Genomic DNA, 25,556 nt, shown 5'->3' with positions numbered 1-25,556 from the left:
TTACTGCGCCTTGCTGCGCAAATCGAACACTGGCGCATCCGTGGCCGGTTCGAACAACCCGCGTGCCTCGGATGGCAGCAACAACGAGTTGTTTTCCCCCGCCCCTGATTTGCTCAAGTCACGCAGCGCGTTGTAACGCTGCTGGCTGACCTGGGACAGGTCTTCCTTGCTGCGCACGATGGTCGGCCGCAAGAACACCATCAGGTTGCTTTTGGTCTGGGTGTCACGGCTCCAGCGAAACATCGCGCCGAGGTAGGGAATGTCCCGCAACAGCGGCACGCCGCTTTTCTGGGTGCGCACGCTGTCCCTGATCAGGCCGCCGATCACGATGATTTCGCCATCGTCGGCGAGGATGGTGCTTTTGAGCGCTCGCTTGTTGGTGATCAGGTCCGAGGAATCAATGCCCGACACCGACGGTGCGATGTCCGACACTTCCTGCTCGACCTCCAGGCGCAACGTCGAGCCCTCGTTGATATAAGGCTTGATCTTCAGGCTGATGCCGACGTCCTTGCGCTCGACGGTGGTAAACGGATTCTCCGCGCCGTTGCTGTTGGTGGCATAGGAGCCGGTCTTGAACGGCACGTTCTGGCCGACGATGATTTCGGCTTCCTGATTGTCCAGGGTCAACAGGCTCGGCGTGGACAGCAGGTTGCTGTGGGTGTTGCGGGCCAGGGCCGAAATCAGCGCACCGAAGCGGTCGCCGCCCAGCTGCAGGATCGCCCCTTCCGGCGCCGATCTTTTCTCGTCGAAGCTCAGCCCACCGACAATCGGAATATCGGTGCCGGGAAAGTTTATGAAGCCCTTGGCGTCACCCGTGTTGAGGTTCCACTGCACGCCGACGGCCTCGGCGATGTCGCCGGAAATTTCGACGATGGCGGCATGGATCAATACCTGGGCCCGTGGCTGGTCCAGCTGACGCACGATGCTTTCGATGGTGCGCACCTGCGCCGGCTCGGCGATCAGTATCAGCGCGTTCTGGCTTTCATCGGCCTTGATCATGAAGGTTGCACCGCCGGACGTGTCCTTGGCGCTGCCGACGGCGGATGTCTGCTTCCTGCCCTGCCCCATCGACTCCAGAATCTCGGCCAACTGCTTGGCATCGCTGTGACGCAGGCGAATCACCCGGGCATTGTCGAGCGTGGTGGTGGCCGGCGTATCGAGACCTCGGGCCAGTTCGATCAAGCGCTGGCGAACGACCGGCGGGCCAATGAAAATCAGGCGATTGGTCCGGGTGTCGGCCAATACCTGTATCGCTGACTCGGCATTGCGCTTGCCCATGGAGGCCTCGATCACCGGCGCGACATCGCGCGCCTGGGCATGCTTGAGCTCAACCACCGCAGGCGGGTTGCTCTGGCCCAAGTCCAGTTCACGGATCACCCGGGCGATACGTTTCACATTGGCGGCCGTATCGGTCAGCACCAAGGCGTTGGCCGACACCGAAGGACCGATATAACCATTGGCTGAGACCAGCGGCCGTACCAGCCCGGCAATGTCGGAAGCGCTGCTGGTATTCAGGCCTATGACTTCGGTTACGAACTGCGACGCCGTGGTGGTTTTTACCGTGCCCTGGCCGGCCCGTGTCTTGGCCTCGGCGACCGGGGTGATGAGAATCCGGTCGCCCTCATCGATCACCGTAAAGTGATGGGCGTCGAGTACCGAATAGAACAACCGGCGCACCCCTTCACGATCGAGGGCCTGCCGGGACATGACGGTGATTCGACCGGAGACTTTGGGGTCCAGCACCACCGTGGTCCCCAGAATGTCGGAGATCTCTTCGACGATGTCGCGCAGCTCTGCGTTGTTCATCGCCAGCTGCCATTTTTCTTCGGCGCGAAGCGTGCCCGAAAAGGCTGCTGCCGCCAAAACGGCAAGCACAAGTATGCAGCGCAACCGATGCGCGCCGACGAAGCTGGTCATGAAATTCTTCACTCTGGTTGCCCGGGGAGCGGGCGTAAAAAACGCGTGGTCGTGGAAACCGGCTGGGAGTCGACGGCTGATTCGAGTCCCTTCAGAAAACGTGCGCCTGGGGGTACGAGCGTCAGCAGCTCTTCTCGCCCCTTGTTCCACAGTGCAACCTGGTGGTTCTCGATACGACGCAGGACGCTGCCGCCAGGCAAGCGCTCACCCACCTGATAGAGACGAGCACCCTGTGCATTGGCCAGTAGTGCCTTGGATAAACCGCTGCTGACAAAGCTCGCTTGCAACGTCAGCGGCTCGGCGCTAGGCCGCGGTACGGCCTGCGTCGTCAGGCCGAACACGATGGCAATCGATGCGGTTTCGAGCGGTTCACGCGTGGGCACCGTCAACTGGGTTGCAATGTCGGGCGACGGTGACGCCATTTGCTCGCGAAAATCCCTTTCCTGCCATGCCAGAAACACCGCGCCGCCCACTGGCAAAACGAGCCAGCAAGCGCTGATCAGGCATGCCCGAAAGCGCTGTCCGGAGAAGCTCGGAACCTTCATTTTCAACTCGCTACTCAACAGAAGCACCTGGCTTCAGGCGACCTTTTCCAGGGCGTCTGAAGCCAGTTGCGAGGACTTACAACTTGTCCCACGCCATGTGCCAGTGAGAACCGGCACCCGGCTCATAATGGCTGGCGGAAGGGCTGTACTGCTTGCAGTAACCCGACTCAGGGAAAGGCTTGCATTCAAAGACTTCGTCGGTCTTCGGTTGCAACACCTTGGTGCCGGCGGTATAGCCGCTGATGCCTTCAGGGAACACGAAATCGTATTCGATGCCCGCGCCTTCACCGGTTATCTGGGTGGTCTGGGTGTCCTGACGGGTGGTGCGGCCATCCAGGGTGGTGCCGACCAAGGTCAGTGTGTGTGCGCCAGGATTGCTGCGCACATCCAGAGACAGCCAGGTGGAGCCACTGGCTACTTGTGCGGACGTGGCACCTACCGGTTTGTTGTTCTGATCGAGCAAGGTCGCTTCGACGTTCATCGGGCGGTTCGAAATCATGCCGAACTCGACCTTGGCCCGGCCTTTATCCAGAACGTATTCGGCTTGCTGCGAGGCCACCGCCATGCGCGCAGCGGCGTCTTCCATCATGCCCAGTTGCACTTCGTAGCGAACTACGCCGCTTTCTTTTTGCACGTAGAGGCGGTTGGTGCCCTTGACCGGGACAACATCGCCGCTCTCGTCACGGATACCGGCGCGAACCAGGGTGTGGGTCTGGTTGATTTTTTCGGCCAGCTTGAACGCCCAGTTTTGCGGTGTGCCTTCCTCAGCGGTATCGATATTGATGACTACGCTGTAGTCCGGACTCTCACCCTTGGCGGTAAACGCGCGGGCCTTGACCTTGTCACCCACCAGCAACGTGGTCGATGGCGCAATACTGCCTACCGGAGACCAACCGCCCGGCAGGTCCGGTTCGGCAAGGATGTTCACGTCTGCGACGTTGTAAAACGCGGCGTCGGTGTCGCCGACGGTCCAGATGGCCAGGATGACGTGCTGGCCGGACTTGTCAGACGGGAGGGTGCAGTTGTGCTTGGCACCCGACGTCGGCAACTGGTTGGCGCCATCGACGGTGCAGAACGGCGTGCTTTCGAAGGTGGCGCGCTTGAGCGACTCGTTCTGGTTCCAGCCGTCGCGAGTAATGAAATACTCGTGCTTGGTAGCCGGATGGACAGCGGTGTAACGCCATTCGAAATCGATGTTGCGATCCTTGATTTCCGTCAGGTGCCAGCGGGTGGCGGACTGTGCATCCATGGCGGAAAACAGCGCGTGACCGCCGCTGGCGATCTTGCCATCGACCGGGCCCTGCATGGGAGCACCGCCGACGCCGGCCGGAAAGCCCTTGAAGGTTTCACCGACGCTCTGCGGCTCGTACTGCGCGCCACCGCAGTTGGTGTTCAAGCCTTTCTGACAGGCCAGTGCGCGTGACGGCGGAACGTCCAGATAGCCATGGGCGGAAGCGGTTTGAGAGGCCAACATTGCCGATAACAGGATCATCGATGAAGTGCAGGCCGTTAATGCACTTCTCTTATGGAATGTAATTTTCATGATCTATTCCAGACTACTTATTGAAAACAAGGCGCCTTGCAGGCGGCGATGTTTGCTTCGTTATTGTTCAACGCTGCGCTGAACAGGGGTCTGGAACCTTACTGGGATGACCAAGAGTTCTATGTAGGAGTAATCATCGAACCAAGCGGGAAAAGTCTGCTCATTCGACTTTCCGACAAGAAAGGAAACGCTTTACTCGGGCAGTTTTCTGTCGGGCATAAAAAAGCCTGTCCGGCACGAGGCGGGACAGGCTTCTGGAAACGGCGCTGACCGTTACTCGTGATACTGCGCCGACAATTCATGCACTGCGCGCAGGAACGCACCGGCGTGTTCCGGGTCGACTTCCGGTGTGATGCCATGGCCGAGGTTGAACACATGGCCGCTGCCCTTACCGTAGCTGGCGAGGATGCGGCCGACTTCGGTGCGAATGGCTTCCGGCTTGGCGTAAAGCACTGTCGGGTCCATGTTGCCTTGCAGCGCGACCTTGTCGCCGACACGGGTGCGGGCGCTACCGATGTCGCAGGTCCAGTCCAGGCCCAGTGCATCAGCACCGGCGTCGGCGATGCTTTCCAGCCACAGGCCGCCGTTTTTGGTGAACAGGATCACCGGCACCTTGCGGCCTTCGTGTTCGCGGATCAGGCCGCTGACGATTTTCTTCATGTAGGCCAGGGAGAATTCCTGATAGGCCGCCGCCGAGAGGCTGCCGCCCCAGCTGTCGAAAATCTGTACCGCCTGCGCACCGGCCATGATCTGGCCGTTGAGGTAGCTCGTAACCGTCTGCGCGAGCTTGTCCAGCAGCAGGTGCAAGGCTTGCGGGTTGTCGTAGAGCATGGTCTTGGTCTTGCGGTAGTCCTTCGACGAGCCGCCTTCGACCATGTAGGTCGCCAGGGTCCATGGGCTGCCGGCAAAGCCGATCAGCGGCACCCGGCCGTTCAGCTCGCGACGGATAGTGCTGACCGCGTCCATCACGTAACCCAGGTCTTTCTGCGGGTCAGGAATCGGCAGGGCTTCGATATCAGCCAGGGTGCTGACGACTTTCCTGAAGCGTGGACCTTCGCCGGTCTCGAAGTACAAGCCTTGGCCCATGGCATCCGGGATGGTCAGGATGTCGGAGAAGAGGATCGCCGCGTCCAGTTGTGGATAGCGGTCGAGCGGTTGCATCGTGACTTCGCAAGCGAACGCCGGGTTCATGCACAGGCTCATGAAATCGCCGGCCTTGGCACGGCTGGCGCGGTATTCAGGCAGGTAGCGACCGGCCTGACGCATCATCCATACAGGAGTGACGTCAACGGGTTGCTTGAGCAGGGCGCGCAGGAAACGGTCGTTCTTCAGGGCAGTCATGTCGGCATCCGGAAAAAAAGTGCGGACATTTTCTCAGAGCCGGGCGCAAAAGGCACGGATGCAGGTCAGCCTTTTGTCTATCGGGTCAATTTGTCGCGGTGGAATATATCTTTGCAACACCACAAATCACTGTAGGAGCCGACTTGCTGGCGATGCAGACGACGCGGTGTATCAGGTACACCGCGTTATCGTTCATCGCCAGCAAGCCGGCTCCTACAGGGTCAGGCGTGGATTAGACGCCCAGATAATCCAGGATCCCTTCGGCGGCATTACGGCCTTCGAAGATCGCCGTCACCACAAGGTCCGAACCGCGCACCATGTCGCCACCGGCGAAGATTTTCGGGTTGCTGGTCTGGTGCTTGTATTGACCTTGCTCGGGCGCCACGACGCGGCCCTGGCTGTCGGTCTGGATCTCGAACTGCTCGAACCACGGCGCCGGGCTCGGACGGAAACCGAACGCGATGACCACGGCATCGGCCGGGATGATCTCTTCGGAACCCGGGATCGGCTCGGGGCTGCGACGGCCACGGGCATCCGGCTCGCCGAGACGGGTCTCGACCACCTTCACGCCTTCGACCTTGTCTTCACCAACGATGGCAATCGGCTGGCGGTTGTAGAGGAATTTCACGCCTTCTTCCTTGGCGTTCTTCACCTCTTTGCGCGAGCCAGGCATGTTCGCTTCGTCACGACGATAGGCGCAGGTCACCGACTTGGCGCCCTGGCGGATCGACGTACGGTTGCAGTCCATCGCCGTGTCGCCGCCGCCGAGAACCACGACCTTCTTGCCTTTCATGTCGACGAAATCTTCCGGCGACTTTTCAAAGCCCAGGTTGCGGTTGACGTTGGCGATCAGGAAGTCCAGCGCGTCGTACACGCCCGGCAGGTCTTCACCGGCAAAGCCGCCCTTCATGTAGGTGTAGGTGCCCATGCCCATGAATACCGCATCGTATTCTTCGAGCAGTTGCTCCATGGTCACGTCCGTGCCCACCTCGGTGTTGAGGCGGAACTCGATACCCATGCCAGTGAAGACTTCGCGGCGATTGCTCAGCACGGTCTTTTCCAGCTTGAACTCGGGGATACCGAAGGTCAGCAGGCCACCGATTTCCGGGTTCTTGTCGAACACTACCGGGGTCACGCCGCCGCGCACCAGCACGTCGGCACAGCCCAGACCCGCAGGCCCGGCACCGATGATCGCGACACGCTTGCCGGTCGGCTTGACCTTGGACATGTCCGGACGCCAGCCCATGGCGAACGCGGTGTCGGTGATGTACTTCTCCACCGAACCGATGGTCACCGCGCCGAAGCCGTCGTTGAGGGTGCAGGCACCCTCGCACAGACGGTCCTGCGGACACACCCGGCCGCAGACTTCCGGCAGGGTGTTGGTCTGGTGCGACAGCTCGGCGGCCTGGAGGATGTTGCCCTCGGCCACCAGCTTCAGCCAGTTGGGAATGAAGTTGTGCACCGGGCACTTCCATTCGCAATACGGGTTACCGCAACCCAGGCAACGGTGGGCCTGGTCGGCCGACTGCTGGGGTTTGAAGGGTTCGTAGATTTCCACGAACTCTTTCTTGCGTTGACGCAACAGTTTCTTCTTCGGATCCTTGCGCCCGACCTCGATGAACTGGAAGTCATTATTCAGACGTTCAGCCATTTTAAAACCTCATCAAACTCTTCAGGCGCATATCACTGCGGGTTGGCACGGGTGCTGGAAAGCAACGACTTCAGGTTGGCAGCCTTGGGCTTGACCAGCCAGAAACGACGCACGTAATCATCGAGGTTTTCGGCGAGCTCACGACCCCACTCGCTGTCGGTTTCCTCGACGTACTCGTTCAGCACGCGTTGCAAATGGCTACGGTAGGCTTCCATCGCCTCGCCGCTGATCCGCTGGATTTCCACCAGTTCGTGGTTGACCCGGTCAACGAAGCTGTTGTCCTGGTCGAGCACGTAGGCGAAACCGCCGGTCATGCCAGAGCCGAAGTTGTAACCGGTCTTGCCCAGGACGCAGACGAAACCACCGGTCATGTACTCGCAGCAGTGATCGCCAGTGCCTTCCACTACGGTGTGGGCACCGGAGTTACGCACGGCGAAACGCTCGCCAGCGGTACCCGCGGCGAACAGCTTGCCGCCGGTAGCGCCGTACAGGCAGGTGTTGCCGATGATGGCACTGTCCTGGGTACGGTAGACGCTGCCCTTCGGCGGAACGATCACCAGCTTGCCGCCGGTCATGCCCTTGCCGACGTAGTCGTTGGCGTCGCCTTCCAGGTACATGTTCAGGCCGCCGGCGTTCCACACGCCGAAGCTCTGCCCGGCCGTGCCTTTGAAGCGGAAGGTGATCGGTGCGTTGGCCATGCCCTGGTTGCCGTGCTTGCGCGCGATTTCGCCGGAGATCCGTGCGCCGATGGAACGGTCGCAGTTGCAGATTTCCAGGTCGAATTCGGCGCCGCTCAGGTCGTTGATTGCCGAGGTGGCCATGTCGACCATTTTCTCGGCCAGCAGGCCCTTGTCGAACGGCGGGTTGCGTTCCACGCCGCAGAACTGCGGTTTGTCCGCCGGCACGTGGTCGCTGCCCAGCAACGGAGTCAGGTCCAGGTGATGCTGCTTGGCGGTCTGGCCTTCGAGGATTTCCAGCAGATCGGTGCGACCGATCAGCTCTTCGAGGGAGCGCACGCCCAGCTTGGCCAGCCACTCACGGGTTTCTTCGGCGACGTAGGTAAAGAAATTCACCACCATGTCGACGGTACCGATGTAGTGATCCTTGCGCAGCTTCTCGTTCTGGGTTGCAACGCCGGTGGCGCAGTTGTTCAGGTGGCAGATGCGCAGGTATTTGCAGCCCAGGGCGATCATTGGCGCGGTGCCGAAGCCGAAGCTCTCAGCGCCGAGAATGGCTGCCTTGATCACATCGAGGCCGGTTTTCAGGCCGCCGTCGGTCTGAACCCGGACTTTGCCGCGCAGATCGTTACCGCGCAGGGTCTGGTGGGTTTCGGCCAGGCCGAGTTCCCACGGAGCGCCCGCGTATTTGATCGAGGTCAGCGGCGATGCACCGGTACCGCCGTCGTAGCCGGAGATGGTGATCAGGTCCGCGTAGGCCTTGGCCACACCGGCGGCGATGGTGCCGACGCCCGCTTCCGCTACCAGCTTCACCGAGACCAGTGCCTTCGGGTTGACTTGTTTCAGGTCGAAAATCAGCTGCGACAAGTCTTCGATCGAGTAGATGTCATGGTGCGGCGGCGGCGAAATCAGGGTCACGCCCGGCACTGCGTAACGCAGCTTGGCGATCAGACCGTTGACCTTGCCGCCTGGCAATTGACCGCCCTCGCCCGGCTTGGCGCCCTGGGCGACCTTGATCTGCAGCACTTCAGCGTTGACCAGGTATTCCGGGGTCACACCGAAACGACCGGTCGCCACTTGCTTGATTTTCGAGCTCTTGATGGTGCCGTAGCGTGCCGGGTCTTCACCGCCTTCACCGGAGTTGGAACGCGCACCCAGGCGGTTCATGGCTTCGGCCAGGGCTTCGTGAGCTTCCGGCGACAGGGCGCCCAGCGAGATACCGGCGGAGTCGAAGCGCTTGAGCACCGATTCCAGCGGTTCGATCTCGCTGATGTCCAATGGAGTGTCGAGGGTTTTGACTTTCAGCAGGTCACGGATCATCGACACCGGGCGGTTGTCCACCAGCGACGTGTATTCCTTGAACTTGCTGTAGTCGCCCTGCTGCACGGCGGCCTGCAGGGTGTTGACCACGTCCGGGTTGTAGGCGTGGTACTCGCCACCGTGGACGAACTTCAGCAGGCCACCCTGCTGGATCGGCTTGCGCGGGCTCCAGGCTTCGGTAGCGAGGGCTTTCTGCTCGGCTTCGATGTCGACGAAACGCGCACCCTTGATACGGCTTGGCACGCCACGGAAGCTCAGGTTGCAGACTTCCTCGGACAGGCCGATGGCCTCGAACAACTGCGCACCACGGTACGAAGTAATGGTCGAGATGCCCATCTTCGACAGGATCTTGAGCAAGCCCTTGGTGATGCCTTTACGGTAGTTCTTGAACACCTCGTAGAGGTCGCCCAAGACTTCACCGGTACGGATCAGGTCGCCCAGCACTTCGTAGGCCAGGAACGGATAAACGGCAGAGGCGCCGAAACCGATCAACACGGCGAAGTGATGCGGATCGCGAGCGGTCGCGGTTTCCACCAGGATGTTGGAGTCGCAACGCAGGCCTTTTTCGGTCAGGCGGTGGTGCACCGCGCCGGTAGCCAGGGAAGCGTGGATCGGCAGCTTGCCCGGAGCAATGTGACGGTCACTCAGCACGACCTGGGTACGACCGGCGCGCACGGCTTCTTCAGCCTGATCGGCGACGTTGCGGATTGCCGCTTCGAGGCCGACGCTTTCGTCGTAGTTGAGGTCGATGATCGCGCGTTCGAAGCCCGGACGATCGAGGTTCATCAGCGAGCGCCACTTGGCCGGGGAAATGACCGGCGAGCTGAGGATCACGCGCGAAGCGTGTTCCGGCGACTCCTGGAAAATGTTGCGCTCGGCACCGAGGCAGATTTCCAGCGACATGACGATGGCTTCACGCAGCGGGTCGATCGGCGGGTTGGTGACCTGCGCGAACTGCTGGCGGAAATAGTCGTACGGCGTGCGCACGCGCTGGGACAGCACGGCCATCGGCGTATCGTCGCCCATCGAGCCCACGGCTTCGTAGCCTTGCTCGCCGAGTGGACGCAGCACCTGGTCGCGCTCTTCGAACGTGACCTGGTACATCTTCATGTATTGCTTGAGCTGATCGACGTCGTAGAACGCCGAACCGTGGTCGTTGTCTTCCATGGTCGCCTGGATGCGCAGGGCATTCTTGCGCAGCCATTGCTTGTACGGATGACGGGACTTCAGACGGTTGTCGATCGCATCGGTGTCGAGGATCTGACCGGTTTCGGTGTCCACGGCAAAGATCTGGCCAGGGCCAACGCGACCCTTGGCGATCACGTCTTCAGGCTGGTAGTTCCAGACACCGATTTCCGAAGCCAGGGTGATGAAACCGTTCTTGGTGGTGACCCAGCGCGCCGGACGCAGACCGTTCCGGTCGAGCAGGCACACCGCGTAGCGACCGTCGGTCATTACCACGCCGGCCGGGCCGTCCCACGGTTCCATGTGCATCGAGTTGTATTCGTAGAACGCACGCAGATCCGGGTCCATGGTCTCGACGTTCTGCCACGCAGGCGGAATGATCATCCGCACGCCACGGAACAGGTCGATGCCACCGGTGACCATCAGCTCAAGCATGTTGTCCATGCTCGAGGAGTCGGAACCGACGCGGTTGACCAGCGGGCCGAGTTCTTCCAGGTCCATCAGATCGTTGGTGAACTTGGTGCGACGGGCCACGGCCCAGTTGCGGTTGCCGGTGATGGTGTTGATCTCGCCGTTGTGCGCCAGGAAGCGGAACGGTTGGGCCAGCGGCCATTTCGGCAGGGTGTTGGTGGAGAAGCGCTGGTGGAACACGCAAATCGAGGTTTGCAGGCGCTCATCGCTCAGGTCCGGATAGAAGGCGGTCAAGTCCGCCGGCATCATCAGGCCTTTGTAAATAATGGTCTTGTGCGAAAAGCTGCAGACGTAGTGGTCGGTGTCAGCGGCGTTGGCCACGGACGAGCGACGACGGGAGGTGAACAGCTTGACGGCCATGTCCTGATCGCTCAGGCCTTCACCGCCGATGAACACCTGCTCGATCTGCGGCAGGCGCTCAAGGGCCAGGCGGCCGAGGACGCTGGTGTCGATCGGCACTTTGCGCCAGCCGACCAGCTGCAGGCCAGCGGCGAGGATCTCGCGGTTCATGTTCTCGCGAGCGGCTTCGGCTTTGACCGGGTCCTGGTTGAAGAAGACCATGCCCACGGCATATTGCTTGGGCAGTTCGACGCCGAAGGTTTCCTGGGCGATGGCTCGCAGGAACACGTCCGGCTTCTGAATCAGCAGACCGCAACCGTCACCGGTCTTGCCGTCGGCATTAATCCCACCGCGGTGGGTCATGCAGGTCAGGGCCTCGATGGCCGTTTGCAAAAGGGTATGACTGGGCTCGCCCTGCATATGGGCTATCAGGCCGAAACCGCAGTTATCCTTGAATTCATCTGGTTGGTACAGACCTGCTTTCATAGACACTTTCTCACCAGGCTGCCTCTTTTCGAGGCAAATTTCTTTTCAATTCAACCACTTGCATTCCGCGCCGAACGTACGCCGGCTTAGCGGGGGCAAAAGGGTGGTCATTGTACACAGCGACACAGAGGCTCACAAATTTGACGACGAAATGTCGCAAATTCATGTCGCATTTGTGAAAGGTTTAAAGCGATCTGCTGTGCTAGTCAAAACTTTTTTAATTTTGACCGCAACGACTCAAAGACTACTGTAACGCAGACACCACAAGGCACGCAGCCTGGAAGGCGGCGCGCACTCGTAGAAATTTTTGAGGTGCTTGGAGAGGCGGCCTGGGTAAGGCCGCCGAATCTTCAGCGAGTTGTTGCCAGTTCCTGTTGGACGCTGGCGACAGTGCGAGGCCAAGGTTTACCAGCCTGAACCTTCGCTGGCAAGGCCTTGATGGCAGAAACGGCTGCATCACGATTGGCGAAGTTGCCGTAGGTGATCACGTAGAGCGGCTTGCCGTTGAGGACTTTCTTGAAGTAACGGTACTCGCCGCCCTGCTCCTTGACGAAGCTTTGCGCGCTCGCCTCAGAACTGGTACCAAGGATCTGCACCACGTAGTTGCCCGGTGCCTGACCGGCGTACCAGGTACCACCGGCCGCTTTGGCCGCCGGGGCTGGTTTCTCGGCTGGCTTGGCTGGCGCAGCAACGACCGGCTTGGCTGGCGCTGGAGCAGGCTTGGCCACTGGAACCGGCGCTGGCTTGGCGGTAGCGACCTGAGTTGGCGCAGGCGTCGGCTTGGCCGCAGGTGTCGGCGCAGGGCCGGCAGGAACGCCCACAGGTGGCGCAGTGGTGGTCACCGTCGGCGGCGTAGCGCTGGAACCTTCAACCGGCACGCCATCATCGCCTTCGGTGATGCCGCCCGCGGCTTCAGCCAGTGGACCACGCATGACTGGTTGCGAGTTACCGACCAACGGCAATGGCATCGGCTGTGTATTGCCAGCGAATTCGACGGCTGGAGCACCGCCATTAGCTGTTGGCTGACCCTGACCAAGCGGCAGTTGCGCCTGTTCGTTGGCCGGTGCACCCGTGGTCGGTGCCTTGCTGCGACCCGGCATCAACCAGGCGGCAGCTACCGCGACCACGACCACGGCGGAAATCGCCAATACGTGTTTCTTCGGCATATTGAACCCCATTTTTGGACGCTTGACCGCTGAGCGGCTGGCGATCATGGCTTCGATCATTGCATCGCGGGCGACCTGATTGATGCTGCCAGGCCAACCTTCGGAGCTTTCGTGAATATCAGAGATCTGATCCGCGGTGAAAAGTTCGATACCGCGACCAGCGCCTTCGAGCCGCTGCTCCAGATATTCGCGGGTTTCTTCCTCGGTGTAGGGCTGCAGCTCGATGACATGGAAGCGCTCTTCCTCGAGATGCAAAGCCTCAAGCTGGGCAATCAGCGAGGTTTCACCGAACAGGAATACGTGCGGGCGACCTTCAGGCGCGCCGGCCCCCAGGATCATCAGCGCCTCGAGCGCGGACTCGTCGAGTTGCTCGGCGTCATCGACCAGCAGATAGACTTCCTGCCCGGTCAGGGCAAGCTGCACCACCTGGGCCAAAATGGCGTCGGCATCAGCCTGGGCGACGTTCAGCGCCTGGGCTACCTGACGCAGCACCCCGGCCGCATCGCCAGCGCCGCGGGCGGACACCACCACACTCTGTACCGACTGCTTGTTGGTACTGGCGACCAGGGCCTGGCGCAACAGGGTCTTGCCACTGCCCTCGGGACCCGTGACCACCAGCAGCAACTGGCTGTAACGGGCCAGGTGATGCAACTGCCCCAGCACGGGTTTGCGCTGGGCCGGAAAAAATTTGAAGCCAGGCACCCGTGGAGCAAAAGGGTCATGACTCAACTGGAAATGGCCGAGGAAAGCCTCGTCGGCATGCAAACTAGTCATCGCGTTCTTATTAACCTTTAAGCTGGGCCAGGGCGCGGTAGTCTGCCCCCAGCGTGGCCTGTAGAACCTCTTTCGGATAATCGTCGGTCACCACCGCTTCACCCATGCGGCGCAGCAGCACCAGGCGCAAACGACCGTCGATCACTTTTTTATCAATGGACATATGTTCGAGGAAATCGGCTTCTGTCATCTCTTCTGGCGGAATGACCGGCAGTCCCGCACGCTGGAACAGTCGAATGCCGCGATCGCGCTCTTGCTCGCTGATCCAGCCCAGTCGCGTGGACATTTCCAGCGCCATTACGGTGCCAGCAGCCACCGCTTCACCATGAAGCCACACACCATAGCCCATGTGGGTTTCGATGGCGTGGCCAAACGTGTGACCCAGGTTCAATGTGGCACGAACGCCCGTCTCTTTTTCATCGGCACCGACCACCGCCGCCTTGGCCGCGCAGGAACGCTCGATGGCGTAGGTCAGGGCTGGCTGGTCCAGACTGCGCAGGCGATCGACATTGTCTTCGAGCCAGGTCAGGAACGGCTCATCACAGATCAACCCGTACTTGATGACTTCAGCCAACCCGGCGGACAGTTCGCGCGCCGGCAGGGTATTGAGGCTGGCGGTATCGATCAGCACCACGTTCGGCTGATAGAAGGCGCCGACCATGTTCTTGCCCAGCGGATGGTTGATCCCGGTCTTGCCGCCCACCGAGGAGTCGACCTGCGACAGCAACGTGGTTGGAACCTGGATGAAATCGACGCCGCGCTGGTAGCAGGCAGCGGCGAAGCCGGCCATGTCACCGATCACACCGCCACCGAGGGCGATCACCGTGGTGCGGCGGTCATGCCGTGCAGTCAGCAGGCCGTCGAAAATCAGTTGCAGGGTTTCCCAGGTCTTGAAGGCTTCGCCGTCGGGCAGCACCACGGAAATCACCGAGAACTGCGCCAGGCTGCGGGTCAGACGCTCCAGATAGAGCGGCGCAACAGTCTCGTTGGAGATGATTGCTACCTGCCGTCCGCGAATGTGCGGGGCCAGCAGCTCAGGCTGATCCAACAAACCTTCGCCAATATGAATCGGGTAGCTGCGCTCGCCTAGATCGACCTTGAGTGTCTGCATGTGTCCCCACAGTGAAGATGAATCAGGCGTCCTGCCTTGAATTAACGAATGTCCACGGCCTCTGCTGGTGTGACGCCGTCCGGTAGCCATGCGCCACAACCTTGCGCGATCATGGCGGGACGCCGAGGATAGCGCATTTCGCCCGGCGCTTTAACGGGGTGGCAACTGCTGCAGGCGCTCTAGAATGTCGAGTACGACCATTCGCGGCGGCCGCTCATCGGTTTCGACCACCAGGTCGGCAATTTCCCGATAAAGCGGATCGCGGATCGCCAACAGATCCCGAAGGGTCTTGGCCGGATCGGCAGTACGCAGCAATGGCCGATTGCGGTCGCGGGCCGTGCGGCCGACCTGCTGCTCGACTGAGGCATGCAGATAAACCACTCGCCCACCGGCATGCAGTGCCCGACGATTGGCTTCGCGCATGACCGCGCCACCACCTGTCGCCAACACCACACCGTCGTAATCGCACAGCTCGGCAATCATTGCCTGCTCGCGATCACGAAAGCCCGGTTCGCCTTCTTTATCGAAGATCCATGGGATATTGGCGCCCGTGCGCAATTCAATTTCCTTATCGGAATCTTTGAATGGCAGGCGCAGCTCTTTGGCCAGCAACCGGCCGATGGTGCTTTTTCCAGCGCCCATCGGTCCAACAAGAATCAAATTTCGCACAGAATCAATGACTCACAGCAATCGCCTGATTGTTCATGATACGCGGAGTGAGGAACACCAGCAGCTCGGATTTTTTCTCCGAAACCACATCACGCCGGAAAAGGCGGCCAAGATACGGCACATCGCCAAGAAATGGCACCTTATCTACAACCTTGCTCTGGGTATTTGAGAAAACTCCGCCAATGACGATGGTCTCGCCATCGTTGACCAGGACCTTGGCGTTGACTTCGTTTTTCTTGATGGGTGGTACATCCTGGACCTTGTTCAGGTAGTCCGGTTCGTCCTTGGTCACCTTGACCTCCATGATGATCCGGTTGTCGGGCGTGATCTGCGGCGTCACCTCCAGCGACAGCGACGCCTCCTTGAACGACACCGAGGTCGCGCCACTGGAGCTGGCCTCCTGGTAGGGAATCTCGGTGCCCTTGAGGATTTTGGCGGTTTCCTTGTCGGACGTGACCACCTTGGGTTGCGAGACGACTTCCCCGTTGCCGGTTTTCTCCATGGCTGACAGCTCCAGGTCCAGCAAGACGTTATCGGTGATGAACGCGATGCCGATCCCCGAGGTGTTATTGACCGCGCCCATGTCGACGAACGGTGAGTTGGTACTGGTACTGCCGGGCGTGCCGATGGTCGACGAGGCATTGAGCCCGTTATTGACCCCGGAAGTGTTCCAGTTCCCTTTCCGTACCGAACCGCCCCAGCGCACCCCGAGGCTTTTGTCATAGTCGACGTTGGCTTCGACGATTCGCGCCTCGATCATGACCTGACGCACCGGAATATCCAGCTGCGTGACGATCCTGCGCAACTCATCAAGCCGGTCCTGGGTCTGGTAGGCAATGATGTTGTTGGTGCGCTCATCGACGGTGATCGACCCCCGCTCGTCGGGTTTCGCTTCGGCACTGGTCACCGACTGGAAGAGCTTGGCAATGTCCGCCGCCTTGGCGTAATTGACCTGCAACAGCTCCCTGCGCAACGGCGCCAAATCGGCGATCTGCTTTTGTGATTCCAGTTCCTGACGCTCACGGGCAGCAATCTCATCGGCCGGCGCAACAAGCAGGACATTGCCGATCTTGCGCTTATCCAGCCCCTTGGTTTTAAGCACCAGATCCAGCGCCTGATCCCACGGCACGTTCTGCAAGCGCAGGGTAATTCCCCCCTGCACCGTATCGCTGGCCACCAGGTTGAGGTTGGTGAAATCGGCGATCAGTTGCAGCACCGAACGCACATCGATGTCCTGGAAGTTCAGCGAAAGCTTCTCGCCGCTATAGACCTGTTGCCCGGCATTGCGCTTTTGCAGGTCGTCGACCGTCGCCGGGCGTACGCTGACCGTGAGCTTGCTGTCAGTCTGATAGGTCGAATAATCGAACGCGCCACCGGGCTCGATGCTGATGATGGCTCGATCGCCGCTCGCGCTGGCATTGACGTACTGCACTGGCGTGGCGAAATCCTTCACATCCAGACGCACACGCAACGGCTCGGGCAATCGGGTCTTGGCAAACCCGACAAGGATCTTGCCGTCGCGCTTCTGGATGTCGGGCGCTATCGACGGATCCGACAAGTCGATCACCACATTGCCCTCGCCCTGTGTGCCTCGCTGAAAATCCACCCCCCGTATGGCCTTGCCCGGCGTTGCAGCGGCTCGTGCCGGAACCGGCATTGCCGTGGCCGACGGCTTGATACCCTGCCCGACAACCACCAGCAGATTGTTGCCTTCAATTCGTGAGTCGTAGGAGGCTGGCTGGCTCAGGTTGATGATCAATCGCGTACGGTCCCCGGCCTCCACCACCGTTGCACTGCGGGCATTTCCGCTGCCCAGATCGCGAGTCTTGCTGGCCAGCTGGCTGGCGACACCCGGCAAGTCCAGCGCAATCCGGGCCGGCGACTCCGTCATGTATCCGTGGGGTACCGGAGGCGGTTCATCGAACGACAACTTCAACTCGACACGGTCTCCCGGCAGCGCGGCGACATCCAGCGCCTTGAGATTGACCGCTTGTACCATCGGCGACAACATCGCTATCCATAGCGAAAGGCCGACGGTGGAGAAAATCCTGTTCATTTTTCGAGTTCCACTATGAGTGCTCTTTCAAAGGGATGGTCCGGGGGCGCTCCAACCACGCGCCCTGACCATCAGGGACAATTTCCACCACATCGACCTGCGAGCCACTGATCGCAACGATCCGTCCGTCGTTGCGCCCAAGGTAATCACCGACTTTCAGCCGGTGCACCCCGCCCGCCCCGCGCAGCAGGACATAGGAGCCCGCCGCATTGGAAAGGGTGCCGACCATTTCAAACTGCTCGATGTTGAAACCCTCGAGGTATTGCCTGACCCGATCAGGGTCGGGCTTGACGTTATGTGATCCCTTGCGTCGAGCCGCCAGGTCAGTGCTGATCTGCGGCGAAAACGGGCTGCGCAGATTCGCCGCGTTGTAGGTGAACGCCGGGTAAGACCGGATTACCGGCGTTGGTTCAATCCTGCCCGGCCCGCGCAGGCGCATTTCGCTCATGTACTCATCCAGATCGTCGTAGTCATCGCCTGCGCCACAACCGGACAGGGCAGACAGCAGCAGCACCGCCGAAAAACAACGTGCCAGGCTCATTGATGCTGCCCCTTGTCGCTGTAGCGGTAGGTCTTGGCGAGGATGCTCAAGCGCAGTTTTGGAGCACCCTGGGGGCTGACGGGGGCAAGGTCGAAATCGTGCAGGGTGACGATTCGCGGCAACCCGGCCACACCACTGACGAAGGTGGCCAGGTCGTGGTAATCGCCGCTGACCGTGATCTGGATCGGCAATTCGACGTAGAACGGTTGGGCAACCTCCGGCAGCAGCTTGATCTCTTCGAACTCAAGGCCGCTGGCCAGACCGGTACGGGTGATGTCTTCCAGCAAGCCGGGCACTTCGGTGTCGCCGGGCAGTTGCCGCAATAGCACGCCGAAGGCGTTCTCCATCTCCTTCAATTGCCGGGTGTAGAGATCCAGATTCGCCGCCATGCGGGCTTTGTCAGCGAACTGTTCCTTGAGCATCGACTCTTCCTCACGCTTGAGATCGAGCTGGCTCTGAAGGTCGCGCGTGGAAAAGTTGTAGCCCAGGACCAGCACCAGAAGCATGAGTAAACCAGCCACCAGAAACTTGATCGCCAGCGGCCAGGAACCCATGTTGCTGGTATCGAGCTCACTGATGTCGATCTTGCGCAGCCCTTCGAACCATTCGGATGGACTCATTGCCCCCCCTCCGGTGCCGGAGGCTGGGTCTGGCGAACGGTCAACTGGAAGACATTGGCCTGCGCCACCTGACCGGCAGCTGCGGCCTTGACTTCAGTCAGGCTCGGCGCATCGAACCAGTCTGATGCCTCGAGATTGCGCATCAACTCTGAAACACGATTGTTCGATTGCGCGGCGCCGGTGATGGACAAGGTCTTTGCGGTCATTTTCACTTCGGTGAAATACACGCCTTCGGGCAGGGCTCGCGCCAACTGGTCAAATATTCGCCCGCTGACTTGGCGATTGCCTTGCAGGTCCTGGATGATGCGCATGCGCTCGACCAGTTGCTGACGATGCGTCTTGAGGTCATTGATCTGTGTGATTCGCTCATCGACCACAGCGATTTGCTTGCCGATATAGTCGTTACGGGCGATTTGCCGGTCGATGACACCGCTGATGACCTGGTTGGCAACCAGCACCACGCCGATCATGCCCACCGTTGCAGCCACCAGAACCAGCAGGAAGCGCTTGCGGCGGGCTTCACGCCGCTCTTCGCGCCAAGGTAGAAGGTTGATCCGGGCCATCAGTCAAAGCTCCTGAGGGCAAGACCACAGGCGATCATCAGCGCCGGGGCATCACTCGCCAGGGCAGCACCATTGACCTTGCTGCCCAGAGTCATGTCGCAGAAAGGATTCGCGACCTGGGTCGGCGTGCCCAATTGCCGCTCGATCAAACGGTCCAGCCCCGGGATCGCCGCGGTACCGCCGGCCAGCAGGATATGGTCGACGGCGCTGTACTGGCCGCTGGCAAAGAAGAACTGCAGCGAGCGCGACACCTGCTGCACCAGTGCCTCTTGAAATGGCTGCAAGACTTCACGGGAATAGTCATCAGGCAGGCCGCCCTTCCTTTGCACCAGACCCGCCTGCGCCAGTGTCAGGCCATAGCGACGCTGGATTTCCTCGGTCAGCTGCCGACCGCCGAACAGTTGTTCACGGGTGTAGATAATCCGCCCGCTGTGCAGCACGCTCAGGGTGGTCATGGTGGCGCCGATGTCCACCACGGCGACCGTCAAAGGCTCCCCGGAGACCGCGAGCCGAGTGGCCAGCAACCCGAATGAGCGCTCCAGCGCGTAGGCCTCGACATCGACCACCCGAGCGGTCAGCCCCGCCAGGGTCAGGGCGGCCTCGCGGACTTCGACGTTTTCCTTGCGACAAGCGGCGAGCAGCACGTTGACGCGTTCCGGGTTGCGCACGGAGGTGCCCAGGACTTCAAAGTCGATCGCGACTTCATCCAGGGGATAGGGAATGTATTGATCGGCCTCGATCTTCAGCTGGTTTTCCATCTCGTCTTCGCCAAGCCCGGCATCCATCTCGATGATCTTGGTGATCACCGCCGAGCCTGCCACGGCCACGGCCACGTTCTTGAGGCCGGTTCTGGCCCTGGCCAGCGCGCGCGAGAGGGCCAGCCCCACGCCTTCGAGTTCAGCGATGTTCTTTTCGACCACCGCGCCGACGGGCAACGGCTCGACCGCATAAGCCTCGACCCGGTAGCGCTCACCTTGACGGCTCAATTCCAGAAGCTTCACCGAGGTGGAGCTGATATCGATTCCGAGGAGCGTACTGGTTTTTTTGTTGAAGAGTCCTGGCACTACCAATTCCCTATGACTTTCCGTGAGTTACGGACTGTGCAATGTCCATTGCGTTCAATCCGCCCGTCTTGACAGAAGCGTCGGCCACGCTCCCGATCAGAAAAATGCTTATAATGCCCAGCGTTTTTTTCCGCATTTGCTCAAGCGCGGGTCGTTCTCATTTAGCCTGAGCCCTGTAGCCCAATTCATTTTTGCCCTGGATATCCAAAAGCCTTGATTCGTCTGCTGAAGTTTTTCGGTTGGTCCATCGTCGCGGTTTTCTGCGGACTCCTTCTGGGTCTGAGCGGGGCGTACCTCTACCTTAGTCCCGGGCTGCCGTCCGTGGAGGCGCTGAGAAGCATCCAGTTGCAGATCCCTTTGCGGGTCTACAGCAGCGATAACAAGTTGATCGCAGAATTCGGCGAAATGCGCCGCACACCGATCCGTTTCGCCGACATTCCCCCCAACTTCATCAATGCGTTACTAAGTGCTGAAGACGACAATTTCGCCAACCACTACGGCGTCGATCCGAGCAGCCTGATGCGTGCCGCGACCCAGCTGGTAAAAAGCGGACACATCCAGTCTGGCGGCAGCACGATCACCATGCAGGTGGCGAAGAACTTCTTCCTGAGCAGCGAACGCAGCTTTTCGCGCAAGACCACCGAGATCCTGCTGGCCCTGCAGATCGAACGGCAGCTGACCAAGGACGAGATCCTTGAGCTGTACGTCAACAAGATCTACCTGGGTAACCGCGCCTATGGCATCGAGGCGGCGGCGCAGGTCTATTACGGCAAGTCGATCCGCGATGTCAGCCTGGCGCAGATGGCGATGATTGCCGGCCTGCCCAAGGCGCCGTCACGCTTCAACCCGCTGGCCAACCCGGCACGCAGCAAGGAACGTCGCGACTGGATCCTGGGGCGCATGTACAAGCTCGGGAAAATCAGCGAGGCCGACTACAACGCCGCGATCAACGAGCCGCTGAACGCCAGCTATCACGTGCCGACTCCGGAAGTGAACGCCCCGTACATCGCCGAAATGGCCCGTGCCGAAATGGTCGGACGTTATGGCAGCGACGCCTATACCGAAGGCTTCCGCGTCACCACCACGGTGCCGAGCGACCTCCAGGAACTGGCCAACACCGCAGTCCACGAAGGCCTGATGACCTACGATCAACGCCACGGCTATCGCGGGCCTGAGTCGCGCCTGCCGGGCAAGACTCGCGAAGCCTGGGCGATCGAGCTGACCAAGCAACGCACCATCAGCAGCCTGGAACCGGCCATCGTGACCCAGGTCGACAAGAGCGGCCTGCAAGTGCTGACCCGCACCGGCCAGGAACACGTGAACTGGGACACCATGAAATGGGCCCGGCCGTTCCTGAATACCAACAGCATGGGCGCCAATCCGAAGCAACCCTCGGACGTGGCCCAGGTCGGCGATCTGATTCGCGTGCAGCGTCAGCCGGACAACTCGCTGAAGTTCAGCCAGATCCCGCAGGCCCAGGGCGCACTGGTGTCCCTGGACCCACAGAACGGCGCCATTCGTTCGCTGGTCGGCGGTTTCGCCTTCGAGCAGAGCAACTACAACCGCGCATTGCAGGCCAAGCGCCAGCCAGGCTCGAGCTTCAAACCGTTTGTCTACGCCGCCGCACTGGATAACGGCTACACCGCCTCCAGCCTGGTGAACGATGCACCGATCGTGTTCGTCGACGAGTACCTGGACAAGGTCTGGCGTCCGAAGAATGACACCAACACCTTCCTCGGTCCGATTCGCCTGCGTGAAGCACTGTACAAATCGCGCAACCTGGTATCGATCCGCTTGCTGCAGGCGATGGGCGTCGGCAAGACCATCGACTACATCACTCGCTTCGGCTTCAACAAGCAGGACCTGCCACCCAACCTGTCCCTGGCGCTGGGCACCGCGACCCTGACGCCAATGGAGATCGCCACCGGCTGGAGCACCTTCGCCAACGGCGGCTACAAGATCACCCCGTACATCATCGACAAGATCGAAAGCCGCAACGGCGACACGCTGTTCGTCGCCAACCCGCCGAGCGTGCCTCAGGGCGGCGCTGCCAGTGATGGCATTGCCGCGCCAACCGCCCCTCAGGCCTTCACGGTCAACGCTACACCGGGTGAAGTCCCAGGCACTGCGCCGACGCCACAAGCACCCGCCGTGGCCGAACGCATCGTTGACGGGCGCACCACGTACATCCTCAACAGCATGCTTGAGGACGTGATCAAGCTCGGCACCGGCCGTCGCGCACTGGCCCTCGGCCGCCCTGACATTGCCGGCAAGACCGGCACCACCAACGAATCCAAGGACGCCTGGTTCTCCGGCTACAACGCCGATTACGTGACCACCGTATGGACTGGCTTCGATCAACCGGAAAGCCTGGGCCGCAAGGAGTTCGGCGGTACCGTCGCGCTGCCGATCTGGATGAACTACATGGGCCCTGCGCTCAAAGGTAAACCGCCGCATACGCAGCCGGAGCCGGAAGGCATCCTCAGCCTGCGCGTCGACCCGGTCAGCGGCCGCGCAGCCACGCCGGGCACGCCAGGGGCCTACTTCGAGCTGTTCAAGGCCGAAGATACGCCACCGTCGGTCAACGAACTGGGCAACGGCAATGCGCCAGGCAGCCCTCTGCCAGCGGATGAAGCGGCGCCGATCGATTTGTTCTGATAGCAGCAAATTAAAATGCCCCGCCTTCGAAAGAAGTGCGGGGCTTTTTATTGCCTGAAGGTTTTGAGGTGGCTTATCCGGCCTCTTCGCGAGCAAGCCCGCTCCCACAGGGTAATGCGGTCAACTGTGGGAGCGGGCTTGCTCGCGAAGAGGCCCTGACAGCTGGCACAAAACCTTCAAACACAAAAAAGCCCCGACTCTCACAAGCCGGGGCTTTTCGTTGAAGCGCTACAACGGCTTAGCCGTTGAACACGTCATCCACGCTTTTCAGCGGGTAGTTCTTCGGATACGGCAGGGTCGCCACACCGGTCTCGATGGCGGCTTTGGCCACGGCATCGGAGATCAGGGTGATCAGACGGGCATCCATTGGCTTCGGAATGATGTACTCACGACCGAATTCCAGCTTGATGCCGCCATAGGCGTCGCACACTTCCTGAGGCACCGGCAGCTTGGCCAGTTCACGCAGGGCGTTGGCCGCAGCCACTTTCATTTCTTCGTTGATGCGCTTGGCGCGAACGTCCAGGGCACCACGGAAGATGAACGGGAAGCCCAGTACGTTGTTGACCTGGTTCGGGTAATCCGAACGGCCGGTGGCCATGATCACGTCGTTACGCGTGGCGTGCGCCAGTTCCGGGGAGATTTCCGGATCAGGGTTCGAGCACGCGAACACGATCGGGTTGGCCGCCATCGACAGCAGGCCTTCAGGGCTCAGCAGGTTCGGGCCGGACAGGCCTACGAACACGTCAGCGCCTTGCAGGGCGTCAGCCAGGGTGCGCTTGTCGGTCGCGTGAGCGAACACAGCCTTGTACTGGTTCAGATCGTCACGGCCGGAGTGGATCACGCCGGTACGGTCGACCATGTAGATGTTTTCGATGTTGGCGCCCATGCTCACCAGCAACTTCATGCAGGAGATAGCGGCAGCGCCGGCACCCAGGCAAACGATCTTGGCTTCCGCCAGGGTTTTGCCAGCGATTTCCAGGGCGTTGATCATGCCGGCGGCAGTCACGATAGCGGTGCCGTGCTGGTCGTCGTGGAATACCGGAATATCGCACTGCTCGATCAGAGCGCGTTCGATTTCAAAGCACTCTGGTGCCTTGATGTCTTCCAGGTTGATGCCACCGAAGGTGATGGAGATGCGCTTGACGGTGTCGATGAACGCCTGCGGGCTTTCGGAATCGACTTCGATGTCGAAAACGTCGATGCCGGCGAAGCGCTTGAACAGTACGCCTTTACCTTCCATCACTGGCTTGGAAGCCAATGGGCCGAGGTTACCCAGGCCGAGAATCGCGGTGCCATCGGAAATGACTGCAACCAGGTTGCCTTTGCCGGTGTATTTGTAGGCCAGCTCAGGATCGCGGGCGATTTCGCGTACTGGTTCGGCTACGCCGGGGCTGTAGGCCAGCGACAGGTCGCGGGCGGTAGCGGTGGCCTTGGTGAGCTCGACACTCAGCTTCCCTGGACGAGGATTGGCGTGATATTCGAGAGCGGCAGTTTTCAGATCAGACATTTTGGCATTCCGCTTTTACTGTTGGACAGACTGGTCAGCGAGGATACGCGCCTCGCAAAGTCCCCACAAGACTGGCTGGTCACCCCTGTCAAGCGCCCGGCCTTACGACTTTGGGCCAAGAGCCGCGGAACACAAGGGATAGACTGTTCACAATCGACAGAAAAAATGTCTACAATTTTTTATCGCTGCGCTGCTTGAAGCATCGCCGGGTCGGTCAAGGGCAACATCCAACGTGCCTGGCCATTCTTGAGTCCGCCCTTGCGCGAACGATCCAACACCCAGCCACGCGCCTCGACCTGCTTGCCCTTGAGGCCTTCCAGCGAATTCACATCGAAACGCGTCAACAGATTGGGTGCAACACGCAATACAACCGAATCCTCTAACTCGATCCAAACCCCACCGCGATTGCGCTGCACCTTGCTCACACGACCGCTGAGCACAGCAAAACCTGAAGCGGAGATCTGCTCCGCTTTCAGTACAGGTGACTGCCGCCACAACCCCAGGCCAGCCTGGCGCGCACTGAGCTCAGCCGCTTGCTGACAGGCGACCAGATCGACATTCGGCGCCACGGCCACCAGAAAACCCAGGCCTTCGGCGAGCATTTGCGCTTCGAGGTTGGCGCCATCGGCACCGTAGACATGGGCCAGGGTGCGGCCGTAATGGTCTTTGCTTTCTTTGCCCGGCAGCAGGCCAACCTGACCGTCGCTCGCCGCCACCAGGGCTTCAAGGCGCTTGCGTGCGGCCACGGCAAACGGTTCGTCGGAACGGCCCTTCTTGCCCAGCTCTGGCGTATTCAAGCCGATCATGCGCACGTTGCGACCATCGCTCAGGCGCAGGGTGTCGCCATCCACCACCCGCTGCACCGCGACGGGCGTCAGGCCGCTTGGCGTCGGGCAAAAGGCCTGCGCGCCAGACAGCCAAATCGCGGACACAAAAAAGGCGCCCGCGAGGGACGCCTTTTTCATCAGCATGGAAAAACCGTAGCGGCTTCCCAAGTTGATCGGCCTTAGGCCTTTTTCGCGCCGAAAGCACCGAAACGGTCGGCGAACTTCTGTACGCGACCACCGGTGTCCAGAGTCTTCTGCTTACCGGTGTAGAACGGGTGGCATTCGTTGCAAACGTCGATCGCCATGGCTTTGCCGAAGGTCGAACGGGTTTCGAACTTGTTGCCGCAGCTGCAGGTAACAGCAACTGCTGGGTATTCTGGATGGATATCAGCTTTCATGGTGTTTTCCTCGGGCTAGCGTGCCGCCACCCAACACTATTGTTGAATACCGCACGTAATTAGGCCGCGGATTCTACCAGACAATCCCATTCACGCAAGCTGTCGCTTCTACCGACCGTCTGCTAGG

The 25,556-nt window shown here is 60.5% G+C and carries 18 protein-coding genes; 1 reads left to right on the top strand and 17 read right to left on the bottom strand.

Features of this window, described 5'->3' with window-relative positions:
* From gspD to QMK54_RS01920, 14 genes are all read right to left on the bottom strand, one after another.
* Positions 1 to 1,917: a type II secretion system secretin GspD gene (gene gspD / locus QMK54_RS01985; RefSeq protein WP_223591749.1), complete on the bottom strand. Its 1,917-nt coding sequence runs from the start codon at positions 1,915 to 1,917 to the stop codon at positions 1 to 3.
* Between the two features lie 8 nt (positions 1,918 to 1,925).
* Complete coding sequence (locus tag QMK54_RS01980) at positions 1,926 to 2,480, bottom strand: type II secretion system protein N (protein ID WP_320401957.1); 555 nt, start codon at positions 2,478 to 2,480, stop codon at positions 1,926 to 1,928.
* Positions 2,481 to 2,538: 58 nt separating this feature from the next.
* Entirely contained in the window at positions 2,539 to 4,005 is a 1,467-nt protein-coding gene (gbpA, locus tag QMK54_RS01975; protein WP_110660864.1) for an N-acetylglucosamine-binding protein GbpA, read from the bottom strand.
* 273 nt (positions 4,006 to 4,278) lie between these two features.
* Positions 4,279 to 5,346, bottom strand: coding sequence for a uroporphyrinogen decarboxylase (gene hemE / locus QMK54_RS01970; protein WP_110660865.1), 1,068 nt, complete (start codon positions 5,344 to 5,346; stop codon positions 4,279 to 4,281).
* 232 nt (positions 5,347 to 5,578) lie between these two features.
* Positions 5,579 to 6,997, bottom strand: a complete 1,419-nt coding sequence (locus tag QMK54_RS01965) for an FAD-dependent oxidoreductase (protein ID WP_108216250.1) — start codon at positions 6,995 to 6,997, stop codon at positions 5,579 to 5,581.
* A 32-nt stretch (positions 6,998 to 7,029) separates the two neighbouring features.
* Positions 7,030 to 11,475, bottom strand: a complete 4,446-nt coding sequence (gltB, locus tag QMK54_RS01960) for a glutamate synthase large subunit (protein ID WP_223591737.1) — start codon at positions 11,473 to 11,475, stop codon at positions 7,030 to 7,032.
* A gap of 350 nt (positions 11,476 to 11,825) precedes the next feature.
* Positions 11,826 to 13,415 (bottom strand): AAA family ATPase, encoded by a 1,590-nt coding sequence (locus tag QMK54_RS01955; protein ID WP_223591728.1) that lies wholly within the window; start codon positions 13,413 to 13,415, stop codon positions 11,826 to 11,828.
* A gap of 10 nt (positions 13,416 to 13,425) precedes the next feature.
* The gene (aroB, locus tag QMK54_RS01950) at positions 13,426 to 14,526 is read right to left on the bottom strand and encodes a 3-dehydroquinate synthase (RefSeq protein WP_320401956.1); all 1,101 of its coding nucleotides are present in this window, start codon (positions 14,524 to 14,526) and stop codon (positions 13,426 to 13,428) included.
* 150 nt (positions 14,527 to 14,676) lie between these two features.
* Positions 14,677 to 15,195 carry a shikimate kinase AroK gene (aroK, locus tag QMK54_RS01945; RefSeq protein WP_015093141.1) on the bottom strand — a complete coding sequence of 173 codons (519 nt, stop codon included), beginning with the start codon at positions 15,193 to 15,195 and terminating at the stop codon, positions 14,677 to 14,679.
* 4 nt (positions 15,196 to 15,199) lie between these two features.
* Positions 15,200 to 17,251, bottom strand: coding sequence for a type IV pilus secretin PilQ (gene pilQ, locus QMK54_RS01940; protein WP_223591723.1), 2,052 nt, complete (start codon positions 17,249 to 17,251; stop codon positions 15,200 to 15,202).
* Between the two features lie 13 nt (positions 17,252 to 17,264).
* The gene (locus tag QMK54_RS01935; protein WP_110659704.1) at positions 17,265 to 17,792 is read right to left on the bottom strand and encodes a pilus assembly protein PilP; all 528 of its coding nucleotides are present in this window, start codon (positions 17,790 to 17,792) and stop codon (positions 17,265 to 17,267) included.
* Complete coding sequence (locus tag QMK54_RS01930) at positions 17,789 to 18,412, bottom strand: type 4a pilus biogenesis protein PilO (RefSeq protein ID WP_223591720.1); 624 nt, start codon at positions 18,410 to 18,412, stop codon at positions 17,789 to 17,791. Before QMK54_RS01930 ends, QMK54_RS01935 begins: the two co-directional genes overlap by 4 nt.
* Positions 18,409 to 18,975, bottom strand: coding sequence for a PilN domain-containing protein (locus QMK54_RS01925; protein WP_320401955.1), 567 nt, complete (start codon positions 18,973 to 18,975; stop codon positions 18,409 to 18,411). Before QMK54_RS01925 ends, QMK54_RS01930 begins: the two co-directional genes overlap by 4 nt.
* On the bottom strand, positions 18,975 to 20,039 hold the full coding sequence (locus QMK54_RS01920; protein ID WP_320401954.1) for a pilus assembly protein PilM: 1,065 nt from the start codon (positions 20,037 to 20,039) through the stop codon (positions 18,975 to 18,977). The genes QMK54_RS01925 and QMK54_RS01920 overlap by 1 nt, the downstream gene beginning before the upstream one ends.
* A 216-nt stretch (positions 20,040 to 20,255) precedes the next feature.
* Here QMK54_RS01920 and QMK54_RS01915 point away from each other — a divergent pair, with 216 nt between their 5' ends.
* Entirely contained in the window at positions 20,256 to 22,697 is a 2,442-nt protein-coding gene (locus QMK54_RS01915; protein ID WP_413787364.1) for a penicillin-binding protein 1A, read from the top strand.
* Positions 22,698 to 22,935: 238 nt separating this feature from the next.
* Here the strand turns inward: QMK54_RS01915 and QMK54_RS01910 are convergent, their stop codons facing one another.
* From QMK54_RS01910 to rpmE, 3 genes are all read right to left on the bottom strand, one after another.
* The gene (locus QMK54_RS01910) at positions 22,936 to 24,204 is read right to left on the bottom strand and encodes a malic enzyme-like NAD(P)-binding protein (protein ID WP_110659699.1); all 1,269 of its coding nucleotides are present in this window, start codon (positions 24,202 to 24,204) and stop codon (positions 22,936 to 22,938) included.
* Positions 24,205 to 24,383: 179 nt separating this feature from the next.
* Positions 24,384 to 25,175 (bottom strand): thermonuclease family protein, encoded by a 792-nt coding sequence (locus QMK54_RS01905; RefSeq protein WP_110659698.1) that lies wholly within the window; start codon positions 25,173 to 25,175, stop codon positions 24,384 to 24,386.
* A 35-nt stretch (positions 25,176 to 25,210) separates the two neighbouring features.
* Positions 25,211 to 25,429: a 50S ribosomal protein L31 gene (gene rpmE, locus QMK54_RS01900; protein ID WP_007989302.1), complete on the bottom strand. Its 219-nt coding sequence runs from the start codon at positions 25,427 to 25,429 to the stop codon at positions 25,211 to 25,213.
* Between the last annotated feature and the right edge of the window lie 127 nt (positions 25,430 to 25,556).

This window comes from Pseudomonas sp. P5_109, from assembly GCF_034009455.1.
Classification (GTDB): Bacteria; Pseudomonadota; Gammaproteobacteria; order Pseudomonadales; family Pseudomonadaceae; genus Aquipseudomonas.
This window is presented reverse-complemented; position numbering and strand designations above follow the sequence as displayed.

Excerpts from the sequence above, each read along its gene's own strand:
- rpmE (WP_007989302.1), bottom strand. The coding sequence starts at position 25,429 with ATGAAAGCTGATATCCATCCAGAATACCCAGCAGTTGCTGTTACCTGC.
- pilQ (WP_223591723.1), bottom strand. The coding sequence starts at position 17,251 with ATGAACAGGATTTTCTCCACCGTCGGCCTTTCGCTATGGATAGCGATG.
- QMK54_RS01930 (WP_223591720.1), bottom strand. The coding sequence starts at position 18,412 with ATGAGTCCATCCGAATGGTTCGAAGGGCTGCGCAAGATCGACATCAGT.
- hemE (WP_110660865.1), bottom strand. The coding sequence starts at position 5,346 with ATGACTGCCCTGAAGAACGACCGTTTCCTGCGCGCCCTGCTCAAGCAA.
- gspD (WP_223591749.1), bottom strand. The coding sequence starts at position 1,917 with ATGACCAGCTTCGTCGGCGCGCATCGGTTGCGCTGCATACTTGTGCTT.
- QMK54_RS01965 (WP_108216250.1), bottom strand. The coding sequence starts at position 6,997 with ATGGCTGAACGTCTGAATAATGACTTCCAGTTCATCGAGGTCGGGCGC.
- aroB (WP_320401956.1), bottom strand. The coding sequence starts at position 14,526 with ATGCAGACACTCAAGGTCGATCTAGGCGAGCGCAGCTACCCGATTCAT.
- gbpA (WP_110660864.1), bottom strand. The coding sequence starts at position 4,005 with ATGAAAATTACATTCCATAAGAGAAGTGCATTAACGGCCTGCACTTCA.
- QMK54_RS01905 (WP_110659698.1), bottom strand. The coding sequence starts at position 25,175 with ATGCTGATGAAAAAGGCGTCCCTCGCGGGCGCCTTTTTTGTGTCCGCG.
- QMK54_RS01955 (WP_223591728.1), bottom strand. The coding sequence starts at position 13,415 with ATGACTAGTTTGCATGCCGACGAGGCTTTCCTCGGCCATTTCCAGTTG.
- QMK54_RS01935 (WP_110659704.1), bottom strand. The coding sequence starts at position 17,792 with ATGAGCCTGGCACGTTGTTTTTCGGCGGTGCTGCTGCTGTCTGCCCTG.
- QMK54_RS01910 (WP_110659699.1), bottom strand. The coding sequence starts at position 24,204 with ATGTCTGATCTGAAAACTGCCGCTCTCGAATATCACGCCAATCCTCGT.
- gltB (WP_223591737.1), bottom strand. The coding sequence starts at position 11,475 with ATGAAAGCAGGTCTGTACCAACCAGATGAATTCAAGGATAACTGCGGT.
- QMK54_RS01925 (WP_320401955.1), bottom strand. The coding sequence starts at position 18,975 with ATGGCCCGGATCAACCTTCTACCTTGGCGCGAAGAGCGGCGTGAAGCC.